Genomic DNA, 23556 nt, shown 5'->3' with positions numbered 1-23556 from the left:
CTTCTCGTCCTCGGTGTAGCCCGCGAGACGGATGATCTCCATGCGGTCCATCAGCGGCTGCGCCATGCGCAGCGAGTTGGCCGTGGTGATGAACATCACGTTCGACAGGTCGTAGTCGACCTCGAGGTAGTGATCGTTGAAGGTCGAGTTCTGCTCGGGATCGAGGACCTCGAGCAGCGCCGACGACGGATCACCTCGGAAGTCGGCGCCGAGCTTGTCGATCTCGTCGAGCAGGAAGAGTGGGTTCGACGACTTCACCTTCTTCATGCTCTGGATGACCTTGCCCGGCAGCGAGCCGATGTAGGTCCGGCGATGGCCGCGGATCTCGGCCTCGTCCCGCACGCCGCCCAGCGACATGCGCACGAAATTGCGGCCCGTGGCCTTGGCGATCGACTTGCCCAGCGAGGTCTTGCCGACGCCCGGAGGACCGACCAGGCACAGGATCGGGCCCTTCATCTTGTCGACGCGCTGCTGCACGGCGAGGTACTCAAGGATGCGCTCCTTGACCTTCTCGAGGCCGTGGTGATCGGCGTTAAGAATGTCCTCGGCGTACTTCAGATCCTTGATGATCTTGGTCGGCTTGCGCCACGGGATCGACAGCAACCAGTCGAGGTAGTTGCGCACCACGGTCGCCTCGGCCGACATCGGGCTCATGGTCCGGAGCTTCTTCAGCTCGGCATTGGCCTTCTCGCGCGCCTCCTTGCTGAGCCGCGTCTTCTTGATGCGCTTCTCCATCTCGGAGATCTCGTCGCGACCGTCCTCGGTCTCGCCAAGCTCCTTCTGGATCGCCTTCATCTGCTCGTTGAGATAGTACTCGCGCTGCGTCTTCTCCATCTGACGCTTGACGCGGTTACGGATCTTCTTCTCGACCTGCAGGACGCCGATCTCACCTTCCATCAGGCCGAGGATGCGCTCGAGCCGCTTGGACACCGCGTCGAGCTCGAGTAGCTGCTGCTTCTCGGCGACCTTCAGCGCTAGGTGGGCCGAGATGGTGTCGGCGAGCTTGGCCGGTTCCTCGATCTTGTTGATTGAGACGACGACCTCGGGCGGCACCTTCTTGTTCAGCTTGACGTAGTTCTCGAACTCCGAGACGACCGTCCGTGCGGCGGCTTGCAATTCGGCAGGATCACCGGCAGCCTCCTCCATGTCGACGGCATTGGCTTCGAAGAACTCGGCCTTGCCGGTGTAGCCGACGATCTTGACGCGCCGGCCACCCTCGACGAGCACCTTCACGGTGTCATCGGGCAGCTTGAGGAGCTGCAGCACGGTGCCGAGCGTGCCGATCTGGTAAATGTCGTCGGGGCCGGGATCGTCCTGGCTGGCGTTCTTCTGCGCGATCAGAAGGATCTGCTTGTCGTCCTTCATGACCTCCTCGAGGGCCTTCACGCTCTTCTCGCGACCGACGAAGAGCGGAACGATCATGCCGGGGAAGACGACAATGTCACGCAGCGGCAGGACGGGATAGGTAGTGCCAAGAGTGGGGGCGTTCATGATGCCTCGCAACTTACGCTGTTAGAGCTACCCGAACCCCGGACCGCGATTCCCAAACGGGCAATTCACGGCCCGCAGGCGCGCGCACTCTTCCCAGAAATTGGCCCGAACAGGGGGTAGTTCAAGACCTCTTCATCAAACCACCGGCGGCGGCTGCCGCCGGCATTCAAGACTCGTGTCGGCAAGACTCATGCCGGAGCGGCCGCAATTCCTTCCTTGCGCTCACCGTGCACATAGAGCGGCTGCGCTCGCCCTTCGATCACCTCGCGATTGATCACCACCTCCTCGACTCCGTCGAGCGACGGCAGGTCGTACATCGTGTCGAGCAGGACGGTTTCCATGATCGACCGCAGGCCACGTGCGCCCGTCTTGCGCAGGATGGCCTTCTGGGCGACTGCCCGCAGCGCGTCATCGGAGAACTTGAGCTTCACGCTCTCCATATCGAACAGGCGCTGGTACTGCTTCAGCAGTGCATTCTTCGGCCGCGTCAGGATCTCGATCAGGGCGCCTTCGTCGAGGTCCTCCAGCGTGGCGACCACGGGAAGACGGCCGACGAACTCGGGGATCAGGCCGTATTTCAGCAGATCCTCGGGCTCGAGATCGCGCAGCACCTCGCCAGTGCGGCGATCCTCCGGTCCCCTCACCTCGGCGCCAAAGCCGATCGACGTGCCCTGGCGGCGCATGGCGATGATCTTGTCGAGGCCGGAGAACGCGCCGCCGCAGATGAACAGGATGTTGGTCGTGTCGACCTGCAGGAACTCCTGCTGCGGATGCTTGCGCCCGCCCTGCGGCGGCACGGAGGCAATCGTGCCTTCCATGATCTTGAGCAGCGCCTGCTGGACGCCTTCGCCGGAGACGTCGCGCGTGATCGACGGGTTGTCCGACTTGCGGCTGATCTTGTCGACTTCGTCGATATAGACGATGCCGCGCTGCGCCCGCTCGACATTGTAGTCGGCCGACTGCAGCAGCTTCAGGATGATGTTTTCGACGTCCTCTCCGACATAGCCGGCCTCGGTGAGGGTCGTGGCGTCGGCCATGGTGAACGGTACATCGAGCATGCGGGCCAAAGTCTGCGCCAGCAACGTCTTGCCGCAGCCGGTCGGGCCGATCAGCAGGATGTTCGACTTGGCGATCTCGACGTCGCTCGCCTTTCCACCGTGGCTGAGACGCTTGTAATGATTGTGCACCGCAACGGCCAGGATGCGCTTGGCCTGATCCTGGCCAATCACATAGTCGTCGAGGATCTGGCGGATCTCCTTCGGCGACGGGACGCCGTCCTTGGACTTCACCAGGGTGGTCTTGTTCTCCTCCCGGATGATGTCCATGCAGAGTTCGACGCATTCATCACAGATGAACACGGTCGGTCCGGCGATGAGCTTGCGGACTTCGTGCTGGCTCTTGCCGCAGAAGCTGCAATAAAGGGTGTTGCGGGAATCGCCCCCGGACTTGGCGGCTGGCATGACGGTAACGCACCTCCGCTTGCACGGCCCGCTCCGGCGAGCCCGCACGCTGTTCTATGTTAAACTCGCCCCCCGGATCGCTACAACATCAAAATATGGTGTGTAGGCCGGTGATAACGAAACAATTGGTCGTGAACCCCCTCAGGATGCCGCCGCCTGGATGGTCGGAGTCGGCCGCTTTTCGAGGACATCGTCGATCAACCCGAACTCCTTGGCTTCGGCCGGCGAGAAGAACTTGTCGCGCTCCATTGCCCGCTCGATCTCCTCGATCGAGCGACCCGTGTGGCTGACATACATCTGGTTCAGGCGCGCCCGCGTCAGCAGGATCTCGCGGGCGTGGATCTCGATGTCGGTTGCCTGACCCTGGGCACCGCCCGACGGCTGATGGATCATGATCCGCGCGTTGGGCAGGGAGAAACGCTTGCCCTTGGCGCCCGCCATCAGCAGCAGCGACCCGGCCGAGGCCGCCTGGCCGAACACCAGCGTCGAGATCAGCGGGCGGATATACTGCATGGTGTCGTACACGGCGAGGCCCGAGGTCACGACGCCACCGGGTGAGTTGATATAGAAAGCGATATCCTTGGTCGGATTCTCGGCCTCGAGATAGAGAAGCTGGGCGCAGACCAGGCCGGCGACGTTGTCCTCGATCGGACCGTTCAGGAAGATGATCCGCTCCTTGAGCAGGCGCGACCAGATGTCATAGCCGCGCTCGCCGCGTGCCGACTGCTCGACGACCATCGGCACATAGTAGTTGTTGTAGACTTCCAGCGGATCGCGTTCGCGACTCATCGCGGGCCCCCTTGGTGACTGTACAATGAAAGTGGCAGCGCCGACGGTCCGGTTCAAGACCGCCGGCGGCGCATCAATTCGCCGCTGCCCCTTCCGCGGCCTTGTCTTCCGCCGGATGGTCCTCTTCGGCCTCGCGGGCGGCCTTCACCAGTTCCTCGGGTGTAACCGACTTTTCGTCGACCTTGGCCAGCTCGAGGATGAAATCGACGGTCTTGTCCTCGAAGATCGGGGCGCGGAGCTGCTCCTTGAGCTCGGTATTCTTCGCGTAGAACTCCATCACCTGGCGCTCCTGCCCAGGATAGCGCATCGCCTCGCGCATGACGGCCTGGTTCAGCTCCTCCGGGGTGACGTCGATGCCGTTCGACCGCCCGACATCGGCCAGCAGCAGGCCCAGGCGAACTCGGCGCTCGGCGATGTCGCGGTACTCTTTGCGCAACTTCTCCTCGTCGTCCTCGATCTTCTGGCCACTTTTCTTGGCCTCCTCGACGCGCTTCCAGATGGCGTCGAACTCGCCTTCGACCAGCCCCTCGGGAACCGCGAACTTGTGGGTCTCGGCGAGCTTGTCGAGCAGCTGGCGCTTGATCATCGTGCGCGAGATGCGGGCATAGTCCTGGCCGAGGCGCTCGGCGACGGCCTTGCGCATGGCGTCGAGGCTCTCGAAGTTGCTGGCCTTGGCGAGCTCGTCGTCGACCGGCCGGTCCACAAACTCGCGGACTTCCTTGATCGTGCACTTGAACACGGCGTCCTTGCCGGCCAGCTCGGCATTGCCGTAGTCGGCCGGGAACGTGACCTTCACCTCGACGACCCTGCCGACCTCGGCGCCGACCAGTTGATCCTCGAAGCCCGGGATGAAGGACCCGGAGCCGATTTCGAGGGTGTAATCCTGGGCAGTGCCGCCCGGGAACTCCACGCCATCGACCGAGCCCACGAAATCGATCTTGAGGGCGTCGCCCTTCTGGGCCGGTCGCGGCGGATCGACCGGCTTCTGCTCGCGATTGGCCTTGGCGATCCGGCCGACCGTTTCCTCGACGTGGCTGTCCGGCACTACAGCCTTCAGCCGCTCGAGCGTGACCTCGGAAAAGTCGAGCTTGCCGATCTCGGGAAGAACCTCGATGGCGACCTCGAACTCGACGTCCTTGCCCTCCTCGAGCTGCTTCAGTTCGATGCGCGGCTGCAGCGCCGGCTTCAACCCGCGATCCTCGATCGCCTTGGCTGTGGTCGTGCTGACTGCCTGCTCGAGGGCCTCACCGAACAGCGCCTGGCCATACTGCTTCTTCAACAGTCCGACCGGCACCTTGCCCTGGCGGAAACCCGGCATCTGGGCGGTCTTCGCCATGTCGGCCAGGCGCGAATCGACCTGGGCCGCCAGGTCGCCGGCAGGAACCACGATCTTGAATTGTCGCTTCAGGCCCTCGGCCGGGAGTTCCGTCACTTGCATCGTCACACTTCCATTTCCGTAATGGTGCGGGCGGAGGGACTTGAACCCCCACGCCTTGCGGCACGAGAACCTAAATCTCGCGTGTCTACCAATTTCACCACGCCCGCCCGTCGAGAGGCCCCGTTGTCGGCCCATCTCCGGGCCAGCGCCGGCGGGCCGCGCCGCGAGGGCCGAATCGCGCGCCTCTTAGCTTGTGCCCGCCGAGCGGTCAATTGATCGCAAGCGCCGCGTGCAAAGCGTCGGGCAGATGCGCGATCAAGTCCTCGGCGATCAGGCCGCGACGGCCAAACCGGAAGGCGCTCTCACCATGCAACCAGGCCGCCGCCGCCGCCGCGGCGAGCGGCGACAGGTTCTGCGCCATCAGGGCACCGGCGATGCCGGCCAGCACGTCGCCAGAACCCGCGGTCGCCAAGCTGGCGGGGGCGTGGACATTGATCACCGCGCGCCCGTCGGGAGCGGCAATCACCGTGCTCGGTCCTTTCAGCAGCATCGTCGCGCCGCTGCGTGCCGCCGCCTGTCGGGCCCGCTCGACCTTGTCCGGCTCCTCGGCCAGGTCGGGAAACAGCCGGCGGAACTCGCCTTCGTGCGGCGTCATCAGGGTTGGCCCGGCGATGGCTTCGAACAGTTGACCGGGCACATCGGCGAACGCCGTCATGGCATCGGCGTCGAGCACCACCGCGCGCCGCGCGGCGAGAGCCGACAGGCAGGCGGCCCGCGTCCGTTCATTGACCCCGGATCCGGGTCCCGCGAGCACGGCATTGCGGCGCGGATCGGCGAGCAGCTTGCCGAAGGCCGGCGCTTCCTCGCTCTCGACGATCAGGTTGCCAGGCTCCGCAGCCTGGTAGACCGGCATCGCCGAATGGGGCGTCGCAATGGTCACGAGCCCTGCCCCGGCCCGCCGGGCTGCCAGTGCGCCGAGGCGCGCCGCGCCGGTCGCCGTTGCACCACCCAGGATGGTGAGATGGCCGCGGGCGTATTTGTGGTCGGCCAGCCCGTCGCGCTCGAGCAGGTGTCGCCACAGGGCTGGCCCGTTCACCCAGAGGCGGGGTGCGATGACGTCGAGTACCGCGGCCGGGATGCCGATATCGACCACGTGCAGGACGCCGCAGCGCCGCAGCCCCTCGACGGCGTAGTGGCCGGGCTTCGCCCGGAAGAAGGTCACCGTCCGCTCCGCGGACAGGGCGCGACCCATCACCTGGCCGGTGTCGCCGTGCAGGCCGCTTGGCACGTCGACGGCGATGACGGGGAGGCCCTCATGATTGGCCCGGTCGATGACCGTGCCGGCGGCGCCCTCGATGGTCCGGGACAGACCCGCCCCGAACAGGGCGTCGACGACCAAGGGGCGCCCCTCGAGCAAGGCAGGCGACAACGCTTCCACGGGCCCATTCCAGCCGTCAGACGCCCAGGCCGGGTCGCCCTTCAGCGCCTCGCGGGCCCCGAGCAACCCAAGCCGGACGGGCCAGCCTGCTTCCTGCAGATGACGTGCGGCGACGAGGCCGTCGCCGCCGTTGTTGCCGGGGCCGCACAGTACGACGACCGGACGCCGAGGATTATGCGCCACGACCGTCGCCGCGACCGCCCGTCCGGCGGCTTCCATGAGCCGGCTGCCGGGAATGCCACCGGCGATGGCAGCGGCGTCTGCCTTAGCCATTTCGGCACACCGCAGCAGGACGAGGTCACCGCTGGCCTGGAGGTCGCGCACTGCCGGTTTCAGGAACTACGACGCGGGAGCGAATGGGGCGGCCGACCGGACTTGAACCGGCGACATCCAGAATCACAATCTGGCGCTCTAACCACCTGAGCTACGGCCGCCATCACTGGTCGCTCCCGACGACGGGCGCCTTCCTACGCTTGGCCAGCCGGAGCGTCAAGAAACCGGCGTCGGCGGCAGCAACCGGTCGATCGCCTTGATCCAGACCTCGCAAGCCTCGGCGAACGACAGGCCGTTGTCCTCGCGCATGCGCGCCCAGCTCTCGAAGTCGATCAGGGACTCGATGACGATCAGGAGATGCCGCTGCCGCTCCTCGGGGAGCGTCGACAGCTCGGGCCGATACATCATCTCGATACGCTTGATGATCGCCTGGCGCGCGAGCAGCACCCGATTGTTCAGCTCCAGCGACTCGCCCTTGTTGACCATCATGGCGCGCCACAGGGGCAGCCACGCCTCGCAGATCGCCCCTCGCCTTTCCACGTGGTTCTTCAACCGGGTCGCCCGGTCGCCCTCGATATCGCCCCCCGTGGCCAGCGTCGCGGCCTGCAGGAAGGTATGATCGGTTGCCGCGACCCTGAGCTCATGCAGGTCCCTGAAGCGCTCGAACACCGAGCGCACGGAGACGCCCGCCCGCTCGGCGATTTGCGCCGCCGTTGGGATGCGGGGATCCTTGCGCAGCAGGTCGATATACGCCTCGACGATCAGCTGCTTGGTGCGCGCACTACGCAGGCGGCGGCCGTCGATCCGGGCGGACTTGGGGCTATGATCAGAGGTCAATGAACTGTACGATCGACTGTCGCCGGCGGCCGCTTCGACATCACCATCCGAGCGATGGACCTGAGCCAAATCGAGCCCGTGATGCCAGAGCAGGATTTCCGCCAGCGCGGAAACACAAGTTTACTGGCAACCAGGCGGGGACGCCACAGTTTCCGATGCCCGCTCAGGTGGCCGTGCATTCGGCGTCGGTGGCAACAGGCGGTCGATGGCTGCAATCCAGACCGAGCAGGCTTCCTCGAACGACAATCCATGCTGCTCGCGCATGCGCGCCCAGCTCTCGTGGTCCGTGATCGCCTCCAGTGCGATTAACAAGTGCTCGCGCTCCCGGTCCGGCAGGGTTGCGAGCTCCGGCCGGTACATGACCCTGATTCGATCGACGGTGCGTTCCCGGGCGAGGCGCACACGCTGGCGCAGCTCGGCGTCTTCCGGTGCGCTGAAGACCAGCACGCGCCACAAGGCCATGCCGCGCTCGCAGGTCCCAGCCCGCGTCTCGACCTGAGAGCGGATCCGGACCTGGCGATCACCATCGACATTGCGCGCAGGCGCGAGCGCCGCAGCCTGGGCGAGACCATAATCGGCCGCGGCCACCCGCAATCTGCCGAGGTCGGGGAAGCGCTCGAAGATCGACCGAACGGAGTAGCCCGCGCGCTCCGCGATTTGCGCTGCGGTCGGCATCTGCACCACCGGATTTTCGCGCACGAGAGCTAGATAGGCCTCGATGATGAGCTGCTTGGTGCGTTCGCTGCGCAGGCGACGACCATCGATCCTGGTCGCCCGGGCCGGCGCCGCAGGCTGCCCCGAGATCTCGCTGGAGTTAAGGTCTGCCGTGCCCTTTGCCACCGATGCCACCGCCTTGGCGTGACCGGATCACCGAATTTGGCAATCGCAGTGCAGCAAGTATAGGCGCTCGCCGGCGCAAGCCAAGTCATCCCGCACTGGCCGATTCGCATTCCTACCGGGAAAAATGCCGGCGCAGCCGTTCGATCGCGTCGTCCAGCGTCGCCTCGTGCTTGCAGAAGCAGAAGCGGGCGAAATGACGTGGCGCCTTGGCCGGCTGGTCGTAGAACGCGCTCACGGGTACCGCCGTGACCCCAGCCTCGATGGTGATGTGGCGGCAAAAATCCTCGTCAGTGCCGTTGAACCCCACCGGGCGGAAGTCGGTGGTGACGAAGTAGGTGCCATGGGCGGGCAGCACGTCGAAGCCGATCTGCTGCAGGGCGCCGCCCAGGCGATCGCGCTTCGCCCGCATGTCGCCGGCCAGGGTGGCAAAGTAGTCGTCGCCCAGGCGCAACCCGACAGCGGCGCCCCATTGCAGGTTCGGCGGCGTGGTGAAGGTCATGAACTGGTGCGTCTTGGCGACCGCCCGCATGAGGTCGGGGGCCGCCGTGACGTAGCCGACCTTCCAGCCGGTCAGGCTGAAGCTCTTGCCGGCCGAGCCGATCCGGACGGTCCGCTCGCGCATCCCGGGCAAGCCCATGATCGACACGTGCCGGCGGTCGTCGAAGACGATGTGCTCGTAGACCTCGTCGCATACCGCGTAGGCATCGTGCTCCAGGCAGAGCCCGGCAATGACGCCGAGCTCCTCGCGGTCGAACACCTTGGAGCAGGGATTCATCGGCGTGTTGAACAGGATCAGCTTGGTACGCGGGCTGAAGGCCGCCGCCAGCTCCTCGCGCGGCAGCCGCCAGGTCGGCGGCTCGAGCCTCACCAGCTTCGGAATGCCGCCCGCCCGCCGCACGATCGGGAGGTAGGAGTCGTAAAGGGGCTCGACCAGGACGACCTCGTCACCGGGCTCGATCAGGCCGAACAGGCAATCGCCCAGGGCCTCGGTGGCGCCCGACGTCACCATCACCTCCGATTGCCAGTCGACATCGAGACCCTGGAAGCGCTTCGCATGGTCGGCGACCGCCTGGCGCAGCTCGGGAATGCCCATCATCGGAGGGTACTGGTTGTGCCCTTCCATCAGGTACTCGGCAGCAGCCGACCGGACGGCCAGCGGTCCCTTGTCGTCGGGAAAGCCCTGCCCCAGGTTGACCGAGCGATGCTCCCGTGCGAGCGCCGACATGACCTCGAACACGGTCGTCCCGAGGGCGGTCATCGTTGAATTGGCCGATTTCATGGGTCAATCCCAATTGGGCAATTTCTAGGCAAACTTCTGCACATCATTAGGTCAATCGGTTCATTTTTCAGTCACTCGACCCATCGTTCCACTTCTACAGTTGTGGGTAACTCTGGCATGAAAGCTGCTTCTTGCGGATTCGTGCGAACTGCCTTCACGGCAGCGCTTGAGTTTGCGTGCGAAAGTGCCGGAAGGAAATGAAGAAGATCGAAGCCATCATCAAGCCCTTCAAGCTCGACGAGGTGAAGGATGCCCTCAACCAGATCGGGCTGAAGGGCATCACCGTCCTCGAGGCCAAGGGATTCGGTCGGCAGAAGGGCCACACCGAGCTTTATCGCGGCGCCGAGTACGTCGTGGACTTCCTGCCCAAGGTGAAGATCGAGCTCGTCATCGAGGACGACATGGTCGAGAAGGCAGTCGAGGCCATCCGCGGTTCCGCCCACACTGGCCGCATCGGCGACGGCAAGATCTTCGTGTCGCACATCGACGACGCAATTCGAATTCGTACTGGCGAGCGCGGAGACGCAGCCGTATGAGACCTCGGCCTTTTTGGGGGCTTGAGGACGGTAACCACAAGAAAGGGAAGTACGACAGATGGATGCCAAGCAAGTTCTCGCGCTGATCAAGGAGAAGGACGTCAAGTTCGTCGACTTCCGCTTCACCGATCCGCGCGGCAAGTGGCAGCACACCGCCCGTATGGCTTCGGCCACCGACGAGGGCACCTTCGAGGACGGCGTGATGTTCGACGGCTCCTCGATCGCCGGCTGGAAGGCGATCAACGAGTCGGACATGATCCTGATGCCCGATCCTGCGACGGCGGTCCTCGACCCGTTCGCCGCGCAGACCACCCTGATCGTGAGCTGCGATGTGGTCGAGCCCTCGACCGGCCAGCTCTATGCCCGCTGCCCGCGCTCGACGGCCAAGCGCGCCGAAGCCTTCATGAAGTCGTCGGGCATCGGCGATACCGCCGTGTTCGGCCCCGAGCTCGAGTTCTTCGTGTTCGACGACGTCCGCTTTGACGTCCAGATGCAGGGCAGCTTCTACAAGCTCACCTCGAGCGAATCGCCGTGGAACAGCGGCACCGAGTTCGACGGCGGCAACATGGCCCATCGGCCGGGCGTCAAGGGCGGTTACTTCCCCGTGCCGCCGGTCGATTCGATGAACGACCTGCGCGCCGAGATGATGTCGGTCTGCACCGACATGGGCCTGGTCATGGAAATCCATCATCACGAGGTGGCGCCCAGCCAGAACGAGCTCGGCTTCCGCTTCGACACGCTGGTGAAGACCGCCGACAACGTGCAGAAGTACAAGTACACCCTGCACAACGTCGCCCACAGCTACGGCAAGACGCTGACCTTCATGCCGAAGCCGCTCTACGGTGACAACGGCTCGGGCATGCACACCCACCAGTCGATCTGGAAGGACAATAAGCCGCTGTTCGCGGGCTCCGGCTACGCCGACCTGTCGGAGACGGCGCTGTACTACATCGGCGGCATCATCAAGCACGCCAAGGCCCTCAACGCCTTCTGCAACGCCAGCACCAACTCCTACAAGCGCGTCATCCCGGGCTTCGAGGCGCCGGTGCTGCTCGCCTACTCCTCGCGCAACCGCTCGGCATCGTGCCGCATCCCCTATTCGGCCTCGCCCAAGGGCAAGCGGGTCGAGGTCCGCTTCCCCGACCCGTCGGCCAACCCATACCTCGCCTTCGCGGCGATGCTGATGGCCGGCATCGACGGCATCCAGAACAAGATCCATCCGGGCGATCCGATGGACAAGAACCTCTACGATCTGCCGCCGGAGGAGCTGTCCAAGGTCCCGACCGTCGCGGGCTCGCTGCGCGAAGCGCTGAATTGCCTCGACGCCGACCGCACCTTCCTGACCAAGGGCGGCGTGTTCACCGACGACCAGATCGACGCCTACATGGAACTCAAGTGGGAAGAGGTCTACAACTGGGAACACCAGCCGGCGCCGGTCGAGTACAAGATGTACTACAGCATCTGAGCGACCCGGAAGATCATCTCCAAGGGGGCCTTCGGGCCCCTTTTCTTTTGGCCAGCGCGAGGATCAGCTTCCTCCCCAGCTTCACTGGGGAGGTGCCTCCGTCATACGGGGGCAGAGGGGTCACGATTCGTGGGCCGCGGGCGTCTCACCCGCTCATGATCACGCTCATGCTCATGATTATGAGCGGGCGAGACGCCCGCGGTCCGAAAGAGTCATGCCCCCTCCGTCGCCGAAGACGGCGACACCTCCCCAGCGGAGCACGAGCGGAGCTGGAGAGGAGTTTGACTGCGAAAGCGAGCCCTTCTGCTTTTGGCCCATGCGTGCAAGTCTCCGCCGATTTCGTAAACGGGAGGACGGACGCGATGTCGGGCTGGATGGACGAGGCGATGAAGGAACTCAAGCCCTGGATCGGGCGCGTGCGCATCGTCGAGGATGATATCGGCCTGATGGCCGTGCGGCGCGCCGCCAGCACTTTCAATCTCGATCCGGCGAGCTTCGAGCGCGGCACCGAGTTGCCTCCGCACTGGTTCACGCTCTTCTTCGCCGAGACCATCGTGCAGCGCGAGCTGGGCCCCGACGGTCATCCCAACAAGGGCATCGTGCTGCCGCCGATCCCGATGCCGCGCCGCATGGGTGCGGGCCGCCGGGTCAAGGTGATGGGCCGGCTGCGGGCCGGCGAGCCGGCGGTCAAGAAGGCCGAGGTGGCCGACATCGTCCCCAAGTCCGGCCGCTCGGGCGACATCTTCGTGCTCACCATGCGACATACGATCGAGCAGCACGGCAAGGTGATCGCGATCGACGAGAACGACGCGATCTATCGCCCGGCCGTGCCGCCCGGCCACAAGACCACGGCCACCGTACCGACGCCAGCGCGCACCGACCATGCCTGGAGCGACAGGACGAACGTCACCAACACGCTCAACTTCCGCTTTTCGTCGCTCACCTGGAACGCCCATCGCATCCACTACGACGGCGACTACACGCGCAGCGAGGAGGGTTACCCGGCGCTGGTCTCCAACGGCGGCCTGTCGATGCATCTGATGACCGACGCCGCCCTACGCCACGGCCGGGGAACTCTCACCAGCTACACCACCCGCCTGGTCCATCCGATCTGGATCGGCGACCTGATCGACGTGCGCGGCCGCGAACAGGAGAACGACCGTCTCTCGATCTGGGCGGCCGACAAGAACGGCGTGCTGTGCGGCGAGATGGACCTGGAGTTCGCCTCGTGAGCGACGGCCCTCTCGCCGGCGTGCGCGTCATCGACCTGACGACGGTCGTGGTCGGGCCGATCTGCACGCGCACCCTGGCCGACTACGGCGCCGACGTCGTCAAGATCGAGGCGCCGGGCGGCGACCTGCTGCGAACCATGGCGCAGGGCAGCCGCAATCCCGGCATGTCGGGCAAGTTCATCAACTTCAACCGCAACAAGCGGTCGATCGTGCTCGACTTCAAGAAGCCGGCGGCGCTCGAGGCCGTGCACCGCCTGATTGCCGGCGCCGACGTGTTCGTGAGCAATGTCCGGCCGGAAGGGCTGGCACGCGCCGGGCTCGACTATGCCAGCCTGGCGCCGAAGAATCCGCGGCTGATCCATTGCTCGATCCTCGCCTTCGGCCGCGGCGGCCGTTACTACAACCGGCCCGCCTATGACCCGATCGTGCAAAGCCTGTCCGGCGTCGCCGGCACGCTGGCGAGGGCGACGGGCGAGCCGCGTTTCGTGCCCATGGTGATGAGCGATCACACGTCCGGCCTGATCGCCGCCCAGTGCATCGGCTTCGCCCTCTATCGTCGCGAGAAGACCGGCCGCGGCGAGGCGATCGACGTGCCGATGCTGGAGAACATGGCGTCGTTCGTGTCGAGCGAGCACATGGGCGCCATGACCTTCGACCCGCCGGTCGGCCCGAGCGGCGACGGCCGCCTGCTCAGTCCCGACTACCGGCCGCTGCCGACCCGGGACGGCTACATCACCGTCGGCCCCAACACCAATCCGCAGGCCTTCGCCTTCTTCGACGCGATCGGCCGGCCCGAGCTCAAGACCGACCCGCGCTTCGACACGCCGGGCCATCGCACCGCCAACGCCGCCGCCTACTTCGAGGTGCGCAAGCAGGGCCTCGCCCAGAAGACCACAGCGGAGTGGCTCGAGATCTTCGACAGGCTCGACGTCCCGGCGGCCCGCTACAACTCGATCGACGATCTGCTGACCGACCCGCACCTCGCCGATGTCGGCTTCTTCCGCCCCGAGGATCATCCGAGCGAAGGCCGCATCCGCCGCACCCGCCGCGCCAACATCTTCTCTGGCGGCGAGCGCCAGCACGAGCGCCACGCCCCGCGGCTGGGCGAAAACACCCGCGAGATCCTGAAGGAAGCCGGCTACGGCGAGGAGGATATCGACGGCATGCTGGCGTCCGGAGCGGCGCGGTAATAGCCTCCTCCCCAGCTCGCTGGTGCTCGCTGAGGAAGCGTCGCCGTCTTACGGCGACGGATGGGTCATGAACCTCAGACTGGGGCCTATGATCCCTCTGGCTGCGGAGACGCGGACACCTCCCCAAGCAAAGCTTGGGGAGGAGCATGAGCTAGAATGGCCGATTCCCCTCGATCAGCACGCGCTGCATGATGCGGTTCTCGCCGACCGGGTAGTCGATCACGACGCGATGCATCGTGGCGCGGTTGTCCCACACCACAACGTCGCCCTTCGTCCAGGTGTGGCCGTGGTGATGCTGCGGCTGGCGTGCGGCGTCGGCCAGCTCGTCGAGCAGGGCGTCGCTCTCTGCCCGCTCCAAGCCGACGATACGGTCGAGCCGGTTGGGATTGAGATAAAGCGCCTTGCGTCCCGTCTCCGGATGCGTGCGCACCAGCGGGTGCTCGACGTCCGGCGTCTCGGCGATCTCCTCCGGCGTGCGCACCGACGGCCGGTTGCGCGCCCGCTTCGTGTCGTAGCCATGGATCGCGCGCATACCGTCGATCCGCTTGCGCATCGCCTCGGGCAGCGACTCATAGACGCTGTGCATGTTGCAGAACCACGTGGCGCCGCCGTGGCTCGGGATCTCGATGGCGTGCAGCAACGTGGCCTTGGCCGGCGTGGCGAAGTACGAATCGTCGGTATGCCAGTCCTCGGCCCGGATGGCGGTCTTGTCGGTCGAGCCGTCGGCCATGAGCGTGCTCACCATGACCGACACGTCGGGCACCTCGCCGCTGCGCTTGTAGCGCAGCAGCTGCCTCTGCGGCGTGCCGAACACCTCGGCAAGGCGACGCGTCTCGGCCGGCGCCATCGGCTCGCCCGGAAGGACGACCAGCAGATACCTGGCAAGCGCCTGATTGATCCGGCCGGCGATCTCGGGCTCGTTGGCTCGCGCCCGGTCCAGGCCTTCGATGCGTGCGCCCAAGGCGCCGTTCAGCGGAACTACAGTGAGCATGGCGGAGCCTAGCGCGACCACACGGCGGAGACCAAGCCCCGCAGCCAGAAGCGCAGCCGGTGGATGATCGCCACCGCCTTCTGCCAGGCCTGCAGGGCCCGCACGAAGGCGTAGACGCGGTCGCGCCAGCCGAACAGCCAAGCCTCCGCGTGGACGAACCAGCTCAATTTTTCCAAGGCTGGATGGAGAATACTGTAGAGGCGGGCAACCAGCGCGGTCGCCAGCATCTTGCCCACGATGACGCTGGCGAGGGAAAGGCCGTAGCGGTGATGAAAGGCGAACCAGACGGCGGAAAGCTTGACGGGCAGCACGAGCAGCGATGGCGCGGCGAACGCCAGCACGGCCGCCCACGGCGGCAGGCGCCGCAACCAGCCCTCGACCCGGGCCACCGGTGGCCACTTGGCCAGCGCCGCCATGGCGAGGCCGAGGTAGCGCAGCAGGACCTCTTCGACGAAGACGATCGCTGCGGCGACGGGAATGAACGCCAGTTCGAGGGCGTGTTTGAGATGGCGTTTCACAATGGTGCCAACTAGACCTGCGATCCTGGCATTTCGGTGGCCCAATGTTAAATCGTCGAACCATCCTCAATCGGCGCAGGGTAGCCCAGCTCATGGCTGCGGCCGCTCTCGCCCCGTCCGCCGTCGGCGCGCAAGGCCGCCCGCCCCTGACGCGCATCGCCTTCGGCTCCTGCGCCCACCAGGCCAAGCCGCAACCGATCTGGGATGCCGTGCTGGCCTACAAGCCAAACCTGTTCATCTTCATGGGTGACAACGTCTACGGCGATTTCGACTCGCCCGACGCGACCAATCTGCGGCGCGCCTATGACCTCGCCTCCGGGATCGCGGGCTACACCCGGTTGCGCAACGAGGTCCCTCACCTCGCCATATGGGACGACCACGACTATGGCCTCAACGATGGGGGCGGGAATTTCGCCCACAAGGACGTCGCCAAGGATCTGTTCCTGCAGTTCTGGAACGTGCCTGCGGACGATGTCCGGCGAACCCGCGGCGGCATCTACGCCGCCTCGATCATCGGCCCGCCCGGCATGCGCGTGCAGGTGATCCTGCTCGACGTCCGCTGGTTCCGCTCGCCGCTCAAGCCGACCGACCAGCGCGGCGCGCCGGGCAAGGAGCGCTACGTGCCCGATCCCGATCCTGCCAAGACGATGCTGGGCGCCGAGCAGTGGGAATGGCTTGGCGCGGAGCTGCGCAAGCCCGCCGAGCTGCGCCTCCTCGTCTCGAGCACGCAGGTGCTGGCCGAAGGCCACGGCTGGGAGCGCTGGGGCAACCTGCCGCTGGAACGCCAGAGGCTCCTGGACTTGATCCGCGACAGCGGCGCCAAGGGCGTCGTGCTCCTGTCGGGCGACCGCCATATCGGCGCGCTCTATCGCGAGACCCCGCCCGGCTCCTACCCGCTCTACGAGGTCACTTCGAGCGGCCTCAACATGGTCTACTGGGCAGCCAGGGAAGCTGGCCCCAATCGCCTCGGCGCGCTCTATGCGGCGGCAAATTTCGGCGTAGCCGATGTCGACTGGTGGGAGCGCAAGCTGACGCTGGCGCTGCGCGACGAAGGCGGCAACATGCGCCGCGCCGTGGTCGTCGCCTTCGACGAGCTTGGAGTCAGCGCGTAGCTACTCCGGCTTCACGCCGGCGGCGCGCACCGCGGGCACCCACTTGTCGATCGACGCCTTCAGGGTATTGCGCAGGGCGTCCGGCGATCCTTCCGCCGCGCTCGGCAGATCGACGGCGAGTTCTGTCAGTCGCACCCGGATCTTCTCGTCCGCCAGGGTCGCGAGCAGCGCCTGGTTGAGCTTGGCGATCACGTCCTTGGACGTGCCCTTGGGCGCGAAGAAGCCGTTCCAGATCGTGACCTCGTAGCCCTTGAGGCCCGACTCGTCGATGGTCGGCACATCGGGCAGCTGCGGCAGGCGCTTCAGGGTGCTGACGCCGAGCGGCTTGATGTTGCCGGCCTTGATCTGTGGCAGCACGTTCACGGCTTGGTCTACCATGTAGTCGAACTGGCCGGAGACGAGGTCATTCAGCGCCGGACCGGTCCCCTTGTAGGGGATCTCCAGCACGTCGACCTTCATCATGCTGTTCAGCATCAGGCCGCCCAGGTGGGAGGCCGCACCGATGCCGGCCATGCCGTACTGCGCCTTCTTCTGGTTGGCCTTCACCCAGGCCATGAACTCGGCGAAGTCCTTGGCCGGCAGCCCCTTCTTGGCCACCAGCACCATGGGATTGGTGCCCCCCAGCCCCACCGGCTCGAGGTCCTTCTGGCTGTCGTAGGGCAGCGATTTGTACAGCGCGATGTTGACCGCCAGGGTGCCCATGTGGGCGAACAGCAGCGTGTAGCCGTCGGGCGCGGCGCGCGCCGCCTTGGCGACTCCGATCGTGCCGCCGGCGCCAGCGACGTTATCGATGATGATCTGCTGGCCGAGGATCTCGCCCATGCGCTGACCCAGGATGCGGGCCAGGGCATCGGTCGGACCGCCGGCGGAGAACGGCACGATCACGGAGATGGGCTTGGTGGGATAAGCCTGCGCCCGCGCGCCCTGCGTCAGGGCGGCGACGCCCGCGGCAGCCGTGGCGGCAATGATCAGATTGCGTCTCTTCATATGCGGCTCCTGCCCGCTCCAAATGGGCCCAGTCCGAATGCCGGGCGGCAGGCTGCTACACCGTCTTCACAAGCTCCGCAATGGCGGCCCCCACGGTCTTAGTGTCGCCGTTGCCGCCCAGGTCGCGGGTGCGCGGGCCGCCTTCGACCAGGGAAGCCGCGATCGCCCGCTCGATCGCCTCGGCGGCCTCGGGATAGCCGAGATGGCGCACCATCATGGCGCCCGACCAAATCTGGCCGATCGGATTGGCAATCCACTTGCCGGCGATGTCGGGAGCCGAGCCATGCACCGGCTCGAACATCGAGGGGAATTTACGCTCGGGATTGATGTTGCCGGACGGCGCCACGCCGATCGACCCGGTCAGCGCTGGCCCGAGATCGGACAGGATGTCGCCGAACAGGTTTGAACCGACCACGACGTCGAACCAGTCGGGGTTGCGCACGAAGTGAGCCGTCAGGATGTCGATGTGATACTGGTCGGCCTTGATGTCGGGGTAGTTCTTCTTCATCTCGGCGAAGCGCTCGTCCCAGAACGGCATGGTGTGGATGATGCCGTTCGACTTGGTGGCCGACGTGACGTGCTTCTTCTTGGTCTTGCTGGCGAACTCGAAAGCGAACTTCAGCACGCGGTCGACGCCCTTGCGGGTGAAGATCGACTCCTGGATGGCGAACTCGGCGTCGGTGCCCTGGAACATGCGGCCGCCGATCGAGCTGTACTCGCCTTCCGTGTTTTCGCGCACGACCCAGAAATCGATGTCGCCCGGCTTGCGGTTGGCGAGCGGCGACGGCACGCCCTCGAACAGGCGCACGGGACGCAGGTTGACGTACTCGTCGAAGTCGCGACGGATCGGGATCAGCAGACCCCACAGCGAGACGTGGTCGGGCACGCCCGGCCAGCCGACCGCGCCCAGGAAGATGCTTTCGAACGCCTTGAGCTGCTCCATGCCGTCTTCCGGCATCATCTTGCCGGTCTTCAGCAGGCGATCGCAGGACCAGTCGAAATCGGTGAAGTCGAGCTGGAACCCGAAGCGACGGCCGGCGGCTTCGAGCACGCGCACGCCTTCGGGCAGAACCTCCTTGCCGATTCCGTCTCCCGGAATGAGCGCGATCTTATGCCTGGCCATCAATTTCCTCCGTGTGACGCGCGGAAACTAGAGCGATTCGTCGTGCGATGGAACTGCAGCTCCATCGCTCTTTCGGACCGCGGCGTCCCGCCCGCTCAGAATTCATGAGCGGGCGGAACGCCCGCGGTCCGGAACACAAAGCATGCGCGGCATTGCCCCGGCACAGGTCGCTTGCCAATATGAATCATCGTTCAGCGGAGCAGCCATGAGTTACGACATCAAGGTCACGGGCGGCACGATCGTCGATGGCAGCGGCAAGCCGGGCTTCGTCGGTGATCTCGGCATCGAGGGCGGCAAGGTCGTGGCTCTCGGTAAGGTGGACGGCCCGGCCGACACGACCATCGATGCCGCGGGCAAGATCGTCTCGCCGGGCTTCGTGGACGTCCACACGCACTACGATGCGCAGATCCTGTGGGATCGCATGCTCACCATCTCGCCGTGGCATGGCGTGACGACGACGGTCATCGGCAATTGCGGCTTCGGCGTTGCGCCGACCAAGGCGATCCACCGCAAACTCATCATGCAGACCCTCGAGAAGGTCGAAGGCATGAGCCTCGAAGCGCTCGAGGCCGGGCTGGGCGTCGACTGGCCGTTCGAAACGTTTCCACAGTATCTCGACGCGCTCGAGAAGCGCGGCTCGGCCATCAACGTCGCGACGCTGTTCGGGCACACCCCGCTTCGGATGTACGTCATGGGCGAGGAGTCGACCGAGCGCGTCGCCACGGCGGACGAGATCGCCGCCATGAAGCGGCTGGTGCGCGAGGCCATGGAGGCTGGCGCCATCGGCTTCGGCACCTCCGTGGCGGTGAGCCACAACGGCTATGCCGGCAAGCCCGTGCCCAGCCGTCAGGCCACCGTGGGGGAGATGGATGCCCTGGCCTCTGTCATGGGCGAGCTGAAGCGCGGCCTGATGCAGGTCACGATCGGCCGCGACTTCTCGACGAAGCACATGGCCGAGGTCAGCCGCAAGTACGGCATCCCGGTCACCTGGACGGCGCTGCTGTCCTACATGTACGGGCCGGGCGGCCATCGCAAGCAACTCGCCCTCGCCGACGAGCAGCGCAAGTCGGGCGCACTGGTCATCCCGCAAGTGAGCTGCCGGCCGCTGAACTTCGAGTTCACCTTCGCCGAGCCGTTTATTTTCGACGTCATGAAGTTCATGAACGAGCTCGCGGTGGAGGAGGCCAAGGCGCCCGGCACGCGCCGCCGCGCCTACGCCGATCCGGCATGGCGCGAGAAGTTGCGCAGCGAGGTGACGCCCCTCTTCCGCAATTGGTGGGACCGCGTCATCATCGCCTGGGCGCCGTCGGCGCGCGAGCTCGAGGAGCAGCCGCTCACCGAAGCCGCGCGCAAGCTCGACAAGGACCCGGTCGACCTGGCGCTCGATCTCGCCCTCGCCAACGACCTGCAGGCACGCTTCCGCATGGCCGTGATGAACTTCGACGAGCAGGAGGTGGCAGAGCTGATTACCGATCCGCACACCATCATCGCCCTGTCCGACGCCGGCGCCCATGCCAGCCAGCTTTGTGACGCCTGCTACGCGACCTACCTGCTCGGCCATTGGGTACGCGAACGCAGGACCTTCACCATCGAGCAGGCCGTGCATAACCTGACTCAGCGGCCGGCCGAGATGTTCGGCATCACCGATCGCGGCCTGCTGGCCGAAGGTCGCCCGGCCGACGTCGTGGTGTTCGATCCGAGAACGGTAGGCCCCGGGCCGCTCAAGCGAGTCTACGACCTGCCGGCCGGCGCCGATCGCCTGGTGTCGGAAGCGCTCGGCATTGACGCCGTCATCGTCAATGGCAGGGTGATCCGCCGCAATGGCAAGGACACCGTCGCCGGCAACGATCCCTTGCCGGGTCGCCTGCTGCGCCACGGCCGTGCCGCTTGACCAAGATTGTCATCCCGGGCGAAGCGAGGGATTTGCTGTTCTGCGAGGATCTCCTCGCTTCGACTTCGCTCAGGGCGGGCGCTTCGCTCGGGATGGCAGAATTCAGGAGGAGAAAATCATGATCCACGTCGTCGCCATCGTCACCGCCAAGCCCGGCAAGCGGGCCGAGATTCTCGCGAACTTCAAGGCCAACGCCCCGGCCGTGCACGCCGAGAAAGGCTGCATCGAATACGGCGCCACGATCGACACCGATGGCGGCCCCTTCGCCAAGTTCGGACCCGACACTCTCGTCGTCATCGAGAAATGGGCATCCATGGACGATCTCAAGGCCCATGGCGCCTCGCCGCACATGAAGGCCTATGGCGAGAAGAACAAGGACCTCGTGGCCAACCGAGCCGTCCACGTCCTGCAGAACGCGTGATCATTTCCTCCCCCATAGTCGGGGGAGGTGCCCCGTTCATACGGGGCAGAGGGGGAAGCCTTAGTCGAGATCTTTCTGATTCCGACGTCAGCCTCGGATGGACGTCAACTGGGGCTTTCCCCCTCCGGCCCTTCCGGGCCACCTCCCCCGATTGCGGGGGAGGAATACGAGTACGGGCGAGGAATACGAGTTCACGCCCCTCGCACGATCCCCTTCGCGACGATGTCCAGCATGCCCTCGATCAGGAGGTCGCGGTTGGACCAGGGGAAATCGGGCTTCATGATCATGGCGGCCACGACGCCGTGGATGCCCATCCAGCACAGCTCGGCACAGGTGTCGGGTGGGTAGTTGAGCGCGACACCTGAGGCCTCGACCTGCTTCAGGATGGCGACCAGGCGGCTGAACACCAGGGCTCCGCCCACTCCAGGCCGGGTCGGATCGTCGGTCGGCATGCGATGGCCGATCTTGCGCAGCGACTCGGGGATGTGCGCGCCCATGAAGATCAGCCGGTACTCGTCCGGGTGCGTCAGGCCGAAGCTGGCATAGGTCTCGCCAAATCGACGCACGCGCTCCAGGGGCTCCGAGACGGTCTTCTCGATCTCGTCGATAGCCTCGATCAGATGCCCGAAGGTTTGATCGCACAGCGCCAGCATCAGCGCTTCCTTGTCCTTGAAGTAGAGGTAGAGCGCCGGCGCTGAAATGCCGACCCTGTCAGCAATTTTGCGGATCGTCGTCATATCATAGCCCTGCTCGAGGAAGAGCTCCTTGGCGGCATGAAGGATTTCGTCGCGGCGCGTATGGCCCTCGCCCCGCCGCTTACGTCCTGTCGCCGTCACAGCCGAAAACACGGTCAAAATCGTCTCCTTCCCCTTGACATATAGCTTAACGGCGATAAGTTATCAATGTTCAGTTAACAATGTTCACAATCGCTAAACATTGTAAACCTTGGAAGGACCGTTCGCCATGCGACTCGCGTTCAATCGGCTTCCTCGCAAGCTCCCCGTCAAGGCAGTGGTGGCCATAGCCGGAATCGGCGCCGTGGCGATCGCAGGACTTGCCTCCCTTTCCTGGACCGCGGCAAACGCCTCGCGGCCCTCGACCAGCGGCCCGATCGTGCGCCCCGTGCGCGTGTCCGAGATCGTCTACCAGCAGCGTAGCCGCTCGCTCGTCCTCGCCGGCACCGTCGTCCCCCGCATCGAGACCACCCTTGGGTTCCGCGTCGCCGGAAAGATCGTCGCCCGTGTCGTCGACGTCGGCACCACGGTGAAGGCCGGCGACCTGATCGCCGAGCTCGATCCTGCCGACTACCGGCTCGCCGTCGACAACGCCCGCGCCGCCTTGGCCTCGGCCGAGGCCGACTACACACGCGCCAAGGCCGATCACGAGCGCTACCTCAACCTGCGCGGCAGCACCGCCTTCATGCCGCAGACGCTCGACCAGCGGCAGGCGATCGCCGCCACCGCGCTCGCCCGCGTCGAGCAGGCCAGGAGCCAGCTCGCATCGGCCGAGAACAATCTCGCCTACACCGAGCTGCGGGCCGACGCGCCGGGCGTCATCACCGCCGTCCAGGCCGAGGTCGGCCAGGTCCTGGCCCAGGGCCAGGGCGTGGTGCGACTGGCCCGCACGAACGAGCTCGAGATATCGGTCGGCGTTCCCGAGCACAAGCTGAAGATGGTCCGTCAGGCGCAGAGCGCGAGCTTCGAATTGTGGTCCGATCCCGGCAACCGCCATGTCGCCAAGCTGCGCGAGCTGTCGCCCAGCGCCGACCCCTTGACCCGGACCTATCCGGCCCGCTTCACCGTCCTCGACACGCCGGAGTTCATCGGCCTCGGCATGACGGCCACGCTCGCTTTCGAACGCCCCGACGCCAAGCCGGTGGCGGAGGTGCCGCTGTCTGCGATCTTCCAGCAGGGCACGCAGCCCGCCGTGTGGGTGGTCGATCGCACGAGCGGCACGGTCGAGCTGCGCCCGGTCACGATCGCGCGCTGGCGCGACGACACCGCCGCCATCGCCTCGGGCGTCAACACCGGCGAGGTGATCGCGACCGCTGGCGTGCACAAGCTCGAGCCCGGCCAGAAGGTCAAGCCCGTGCAGCCGCAGCAGGCGGCGCGCTAGCGAGCGCCGTTTCTCGGCAGGGCATTCGCAGATGGACGTGCTCGTCAGTCGCCTCCCTAGCTCCGCTGCTACGGAGTGGACACAACTCTTGGGTGTGTCATTTTGACTCACCTCAACATTTTGTATTCCCGTGCAGGCCGACAATGGGTTTCTATTGGCGGCACCTTTGCCGAAGCGGGGTGCCTGGATG

Annotated in this window: 21 protein-coding genes and 2 tRNA genes; 8 read left to right on the top strand and 15 right to left on the bottom strand. The window is 65.7% G+C overall.

Going from position 1 to position 23556, the window contains the following annotated elements; translation table 11 throughout:
• The 10 genes from lon to AB7O82_RS25685 all read right to left on the bottom strand — a co-directional run.
• A partial coding sequence (gene lon / locus AB7O82_RS25730; RefSeq protein WP_428620496.1) for an endopeptidase La occupies positions 1-1491 on the bottom strand: 1491 nt, incomplete at its 3' end.
• Positions 1492-1679: 188 nt separating this feature from the next.
• Positions 1680-2951 (bottom strand): ATP-dependent Clp protease ATP-binding subunit ClpX, encoded by a 1272-nt coding sequence (clpX, locus tag AB7O82_RS25725; RefSeq protein WP_428537587.1) that lies wholly within the window; start codon positions 2949-2951, stop codon positions 1680-1682.
• A 141-nt stretch (positions 2952-3092) separates the two neighbouring features.
• On the bottom strand, positions 3093-3740 hold the full coding sequence (locus tag AB7O82_RS25720) for an ATP-dependent Clp protease proteolytic subunit (protein ID WP_428537590.1): 648 nt from the start codon (positions 3738-3740) through the stop codon (positions 3093-3095).
• Between the two features lie 73 nt (positions 3741-3813).
• On the bottom strand, positions 3814-5178 hold the full coding sequence (tig, locus tag AB7O82_RS25715; protein ID WP_428537593.1) for a trigger factor: 1365 nt from the start codon (positions 5176-5178) through the stop codon (positions 3814-3816).
• 22 nt (positions 5179-5200) lie between these two features.
• Positions 5201-5285, bottom strand: a tRNA-Leu gene (locus AB7O82_RS25710).
• 101 nt (positions 5286-5386) lie between these two features.
• Positions 5387-6829, bottom strand: a complete 1443-nt coding sequence (locus tag AB7O82_RS25705; protein WP_428537596.1) for an NAD(P)H-hydrate dehydratase — start codon at positions 6827-6829, stop codon at positions 5387-5389.
• 84 nt (positions 6830-6913) lie between these two features.
• Positions 6914-6990: transfer RNA gene (locus AB7O82_RS25700), tRNA-His, on the bottom strand.
• A gap of 55 nt (positions 6991-7045) precedes the next feature.
• Entirely contained in the window at positions 7046-7666 is a 621-nt protein-coding gene (locus AB7O82_RS25695) for a TetR/AcrR family transcriptional regulator (RefSeq protein WP_428537599.1), read from the bottom strand.
• Between the two features lie 120 nt (positions 7667-7786).
• On the bottom strand, positions 7787-8506 hold the full coding sequence (locus AB7O82_RS25690; RefSeq protein ID WP_428537602.1) for a TetR/AcrR family transcriptional regulator: 720 nt from the start codon (positions 8504-8506) through the stop codon (positions 7787-7789).
• Positions 8507-8618: 112 nt separating this feature from the next.
• On the bottom strand, positions 8619-9785 hold the full coding sequence (locus AB7O82_RS25685) for an aminotransferase (RefSeq protein WP_428537605.1): 1167 nt from the start codon (positions 9783-9785) through the stop codon (positions 8619-8621).
• 197 nt (positions 9786-9982) lie between these two features.
• Here AB7O82_RS25685 and AB7O82_RS25680 point away from each other — a divergent pair, with 197 nt between their 5' ends.
• The 4 genes from AB7O82_RS25680 (at position 9983) to AB7O82_RS25665 (ending at position 14208) form a co-directional block, all read left to right on the top strand.
• A complete protein-coding gene (locus AB7O82_RS25680) occupies positions 9983-10321 on the top strand; it encodes a P-II family nitrogen regulator (protein ID WP_428537608.1) in 339 nt (112 codons plus the stop codon).
• Positions 10322-10379: 58 nt separating this feature from the next.
• The gene (gene glnA / locus AB7O82_RS25675) at positions 10380-11786 is read left to right on the top strand and encodes a type I glutamate--ammonia ligase (protein WP_428537611.1); all 1407 of its coding nucleotides are present in this window, start codon (positions 10380-10382) and stop codon (positions 11784-11786) included.
• A 362-nt stretch (positions 11787-12148) separates the two neighbouring features.
• The gene (locus AB7O82_RS25670; RefSeq protein WP_428537614.1) at positions 12149-13018 is read left to right on the top strand and encodes a hypothetical protein; all 870 of its coding nucleotides are present in this window, start codon (positions 12149-12151) and stop codon (positions 13016-13018) included.
• Positions 13015-14208 carry a CaiB/BaiF CoA transferase family protein gene (locus tag AB7O82_RS25665; protein WP_428537617.1) on the top strand — a complete coding sequence of 398 codons (1194 nt, stop codon included), beginning with the start codon at positions 13015-13017 and terminating at the stop codon, positions 14206-14208. Before AB7O82_RS25670 ends, AB7O82_RS25665 begins: the two co-directional genes overlap by 4 nt.
• 151 nt (positions 14209-14359) lie before the next feature.
• On the opposite strand, the gene AB7O82_RS25660 is transcribed toward AB7O82_RS25665, so the two are convergent.
• Both AB7O82_RS25660 and AB7O82_RS25655 read right to left on the bottom strand, forming a co-directional pair.
• A complete protein-coding gene (locus AB7O82_RS25660) occupies positions 14360-15199 on the bottom strand; it encodes a TauD/TfdA dioxygenase family protein (RefSeq protein WP_428537620.1) in 840 nt (279 codons plus the stop codon).
• Positions 15200-15207: 8 nt separating this feature from the next.
• A complete protein-coding gene (locus tag AB7O82_RS25655) occupies positions 15208-15717 on the bottom strand; it encodes a hypothetical protein (RefSeq protein WP_428537623.1) in 510 nt (169 codons plus the stop codon).
• A 92-nt stretch (positions 15718-15809) separates the two neighbouring features.
• Between AB7O82_RS25655 and AB7O82_RS25650 the strand changes: the two genes are divergently transcribed.
• Positions 15810-16829, top strand: coding sequence for an alkaline phosphatase D family protein (locus tag AB7O82_RS25650; RefSeq protein ID WP_428537626.1), 1020 nt, complete (start codon positions 15810-15812; stop codon positions 16827-16829).
• On the opposite strand, the gene AB7O82_RS25645 is transcribed toward AB7O82_RS25650, so the two are convergent.
• Together AB7O82_RS25645 and AB7O82_RS25640 are read right to left on the bottom strand one after the other, a co-directional pair.
• Positions 16830-17816: a tripartite tricarboxylate transporter substrate-binding protein gene (locus AB7O82_RS25645; protein ID WP_428537629.1), complete on the bottom strand. Its 987-nt coding sequence runs from the start codon at positions 17814-17816 to the stop codon at positions 16830-16832.
• Positions 17817-17871: 55 nt separating this feature from the next.
• The gene (locus AB7O82_RS25640) at positions 17872-18939 is read right to left on the bottom strand and encodes a tartrate dehydrogenase (protein ID WP_428537632.1); all 1068 of its coding nucleotides are present in this window, start codon (positions 18937-18939) and stop codon (positions 17872-17874) included.
• A gap of 205 nt (positions 18940-19144) precedes the next feature.
• Between AB7O82_RS25640 and AB7O82_RS25635 the strand changes: the two genes are divergently transcribed.
• Positions 19145-20830 (top strand): N-acyl-D-amino-acid deacylase family protein, encoded by a 1686-nt coding sequence (locus AB7O82_RS25635; protein WP_428537635.1) that lies wholly within the window; start codon positions 19145-19147, stop codon positions 20828-20830.
• A 118-nt stretch (positions 20831-20948) separates the two neighbouring features.
• Positions 20949-21251: a putative quinol monooxygenase gene (locus AB7O82_RS25630; protein ID WP_428537638.1), complete on the top strand. Its 303-nt coding sequence runs from the start codon at positions 20949-20951 to the stop codon at positions 21249-21251.
• A 191-nt stretch (positions 21252-21442) separates the two neighbouring features.
• Here the strand turns inward: AB7O82_RS25630 and AB7O82_RS25625 are convergent, their stop codons facing one another.
• Entirely contained in the window at positions 21443-22099 is a 657-nt protein-coding gene (locus tag AB7O82_RS25625; protein WP_428537657.1) for a TetR/AcrR family transcriptional regulator, read from the bottom strand.
• 115 nt (positions 22100-22214) lie between these two features.
• On the opposite strand from AB7O82_RS25625, the gene AB7O82_RS25620 reads away from it, so the two are divergent.
• A complete protein-coding gene (locus AB7O82_RS25620) occupies positions 22215-23366 on the top strand; it encodes an efflux RND transporter periplasmic adaptor subunit (RefSeq protein WP_428620495.1) in 1152 nt (383 codons plus the stop codon).
• The last annotated feature ends 190 nt before the right edge of the window (positions 23367-23556 follow it).

Origin of the sequence: Reyranella sp. (genome assembly GCF_050185545.1) — a bacterium.
Taxonomy (GTDB): domain Bacteria; phylum Pseudomonadota; class Alphaproteobacteria; order Reyranellales; family Reyranellaceae; genus Reyranella.
This window is presented reverse-complemented; position numbering and strand designations above follow the sequence as displayed.

Excerpts from the sequence above, each read along its gene's own strand:
- AB7O82_RS25660 (WP_428537620.1), bottom strand. The coding sequence starts at position 15,199 with ATGCTCACTGTAGTTCCGCTGAACGGCGCCTTGGGCGCACGCATCGAA.
- AB7O82_RS25720 (WP_428537590.1), bottom strand. The coding sequence starts at position 3,740 with ATGAGTCGCGAACGCGATCCGCTGGAAGTCTACAACAACTACTATGTG.
- AB7O82_RS25620 (WP_428620495.1), top strand. The coding sequence starts at position 22,215 with ATGCGACTCGCGTTCAATCGGCTTCCTCGCAAGCTCCCCGTCAAGGCA.
- AB7O82_RS25670 (WP_428537614.1), top strand. The coding sequence starts at position 12,149 with ATGTCGGGCTGGATGGACGAGGCGATGAAGGAACTCAAGCCCTGGATC.
- AB7O82_RS25640 (WP_428537632.1), bottom strand. The coding sequence starts at position 18,939 with ATGGCCAGGCATAAGATCGCGCTCATTCCGGGAGACGGAATCGGCAAG.
- AB7O82_RS25630 (WP_428537638.1), top strand. The coding sequence starts at position 20,949 with ATGATCCACGTCGTCGCCATCGTCACCGCCAAGCCCGGCAAGCGGGCC.
- glnA (WP_428537611.1), top strand. The coding sequence starts at position 10,380 with ATGGATGCCAAGCAAGTTCTCGCGCTGATCAAGGAGAAGGACGTCAAG.
- AB7O82_RS25645 (WP_428537629.1), bottom strand. The coding sequence starts at position 17,816 with ATGAAGAGACGCAATCTGATCATTGCCGCCACGGCTGCCGCGGGCGTC.
- AB7O82_RS25705 (WP_428537596.1), bottom strand. The coding sequence starts at position 6,829 with ATGGCTAAGGCAGACGCCGCTGCCATCGCCGGTGGCATTCCCGGCAGC.
- clpX (WP_428537587.1), bottom strand. The coding sequence starts at position 2,951 with ATGCCAGCCGCCAAGTCCGGGGGCGATTCCCGCAACACCCTTTATTGC.
- AB7O82_RS25635 (WP_428537635.1), top strand. The coding sequence starts at position 19,145 with ATGAGTTACGACATCAAGGTCACGGGCGGCACGATCGTCGATGGCAGC.
- AB7O82_RS25685 (WP_428537605.1), bottom strand. The coding sequence starts at position 9,785 with ATGAAATCGGCCAATTCAACGATGACCGCCCTCGGGACGACCGTGTTC.
- AB7O82_RS25650 (WP_428537626.1), top strand. The coding sequence starts at position 15,810 with ATGGCTGCGGCCGCTCTCGCCCCGTCCGCCGTCGGCGCGCAAGGCCGC.
- tig (WP_428537593.1), bottom strand. The coding sequence starts at position 5,178 with ATGCAAGTGACGGAACTCCCGGCCGAGGGCCTGAAGCGACAATTCAAG.
- AB7O82_RS25680 (WP_428537608.1), top strand. The coding sequence starts at position 9,983 with ATGAAGAAGATCGAAGCCATCATCAAGCCCTTCAAGCTCGACGAGGTG.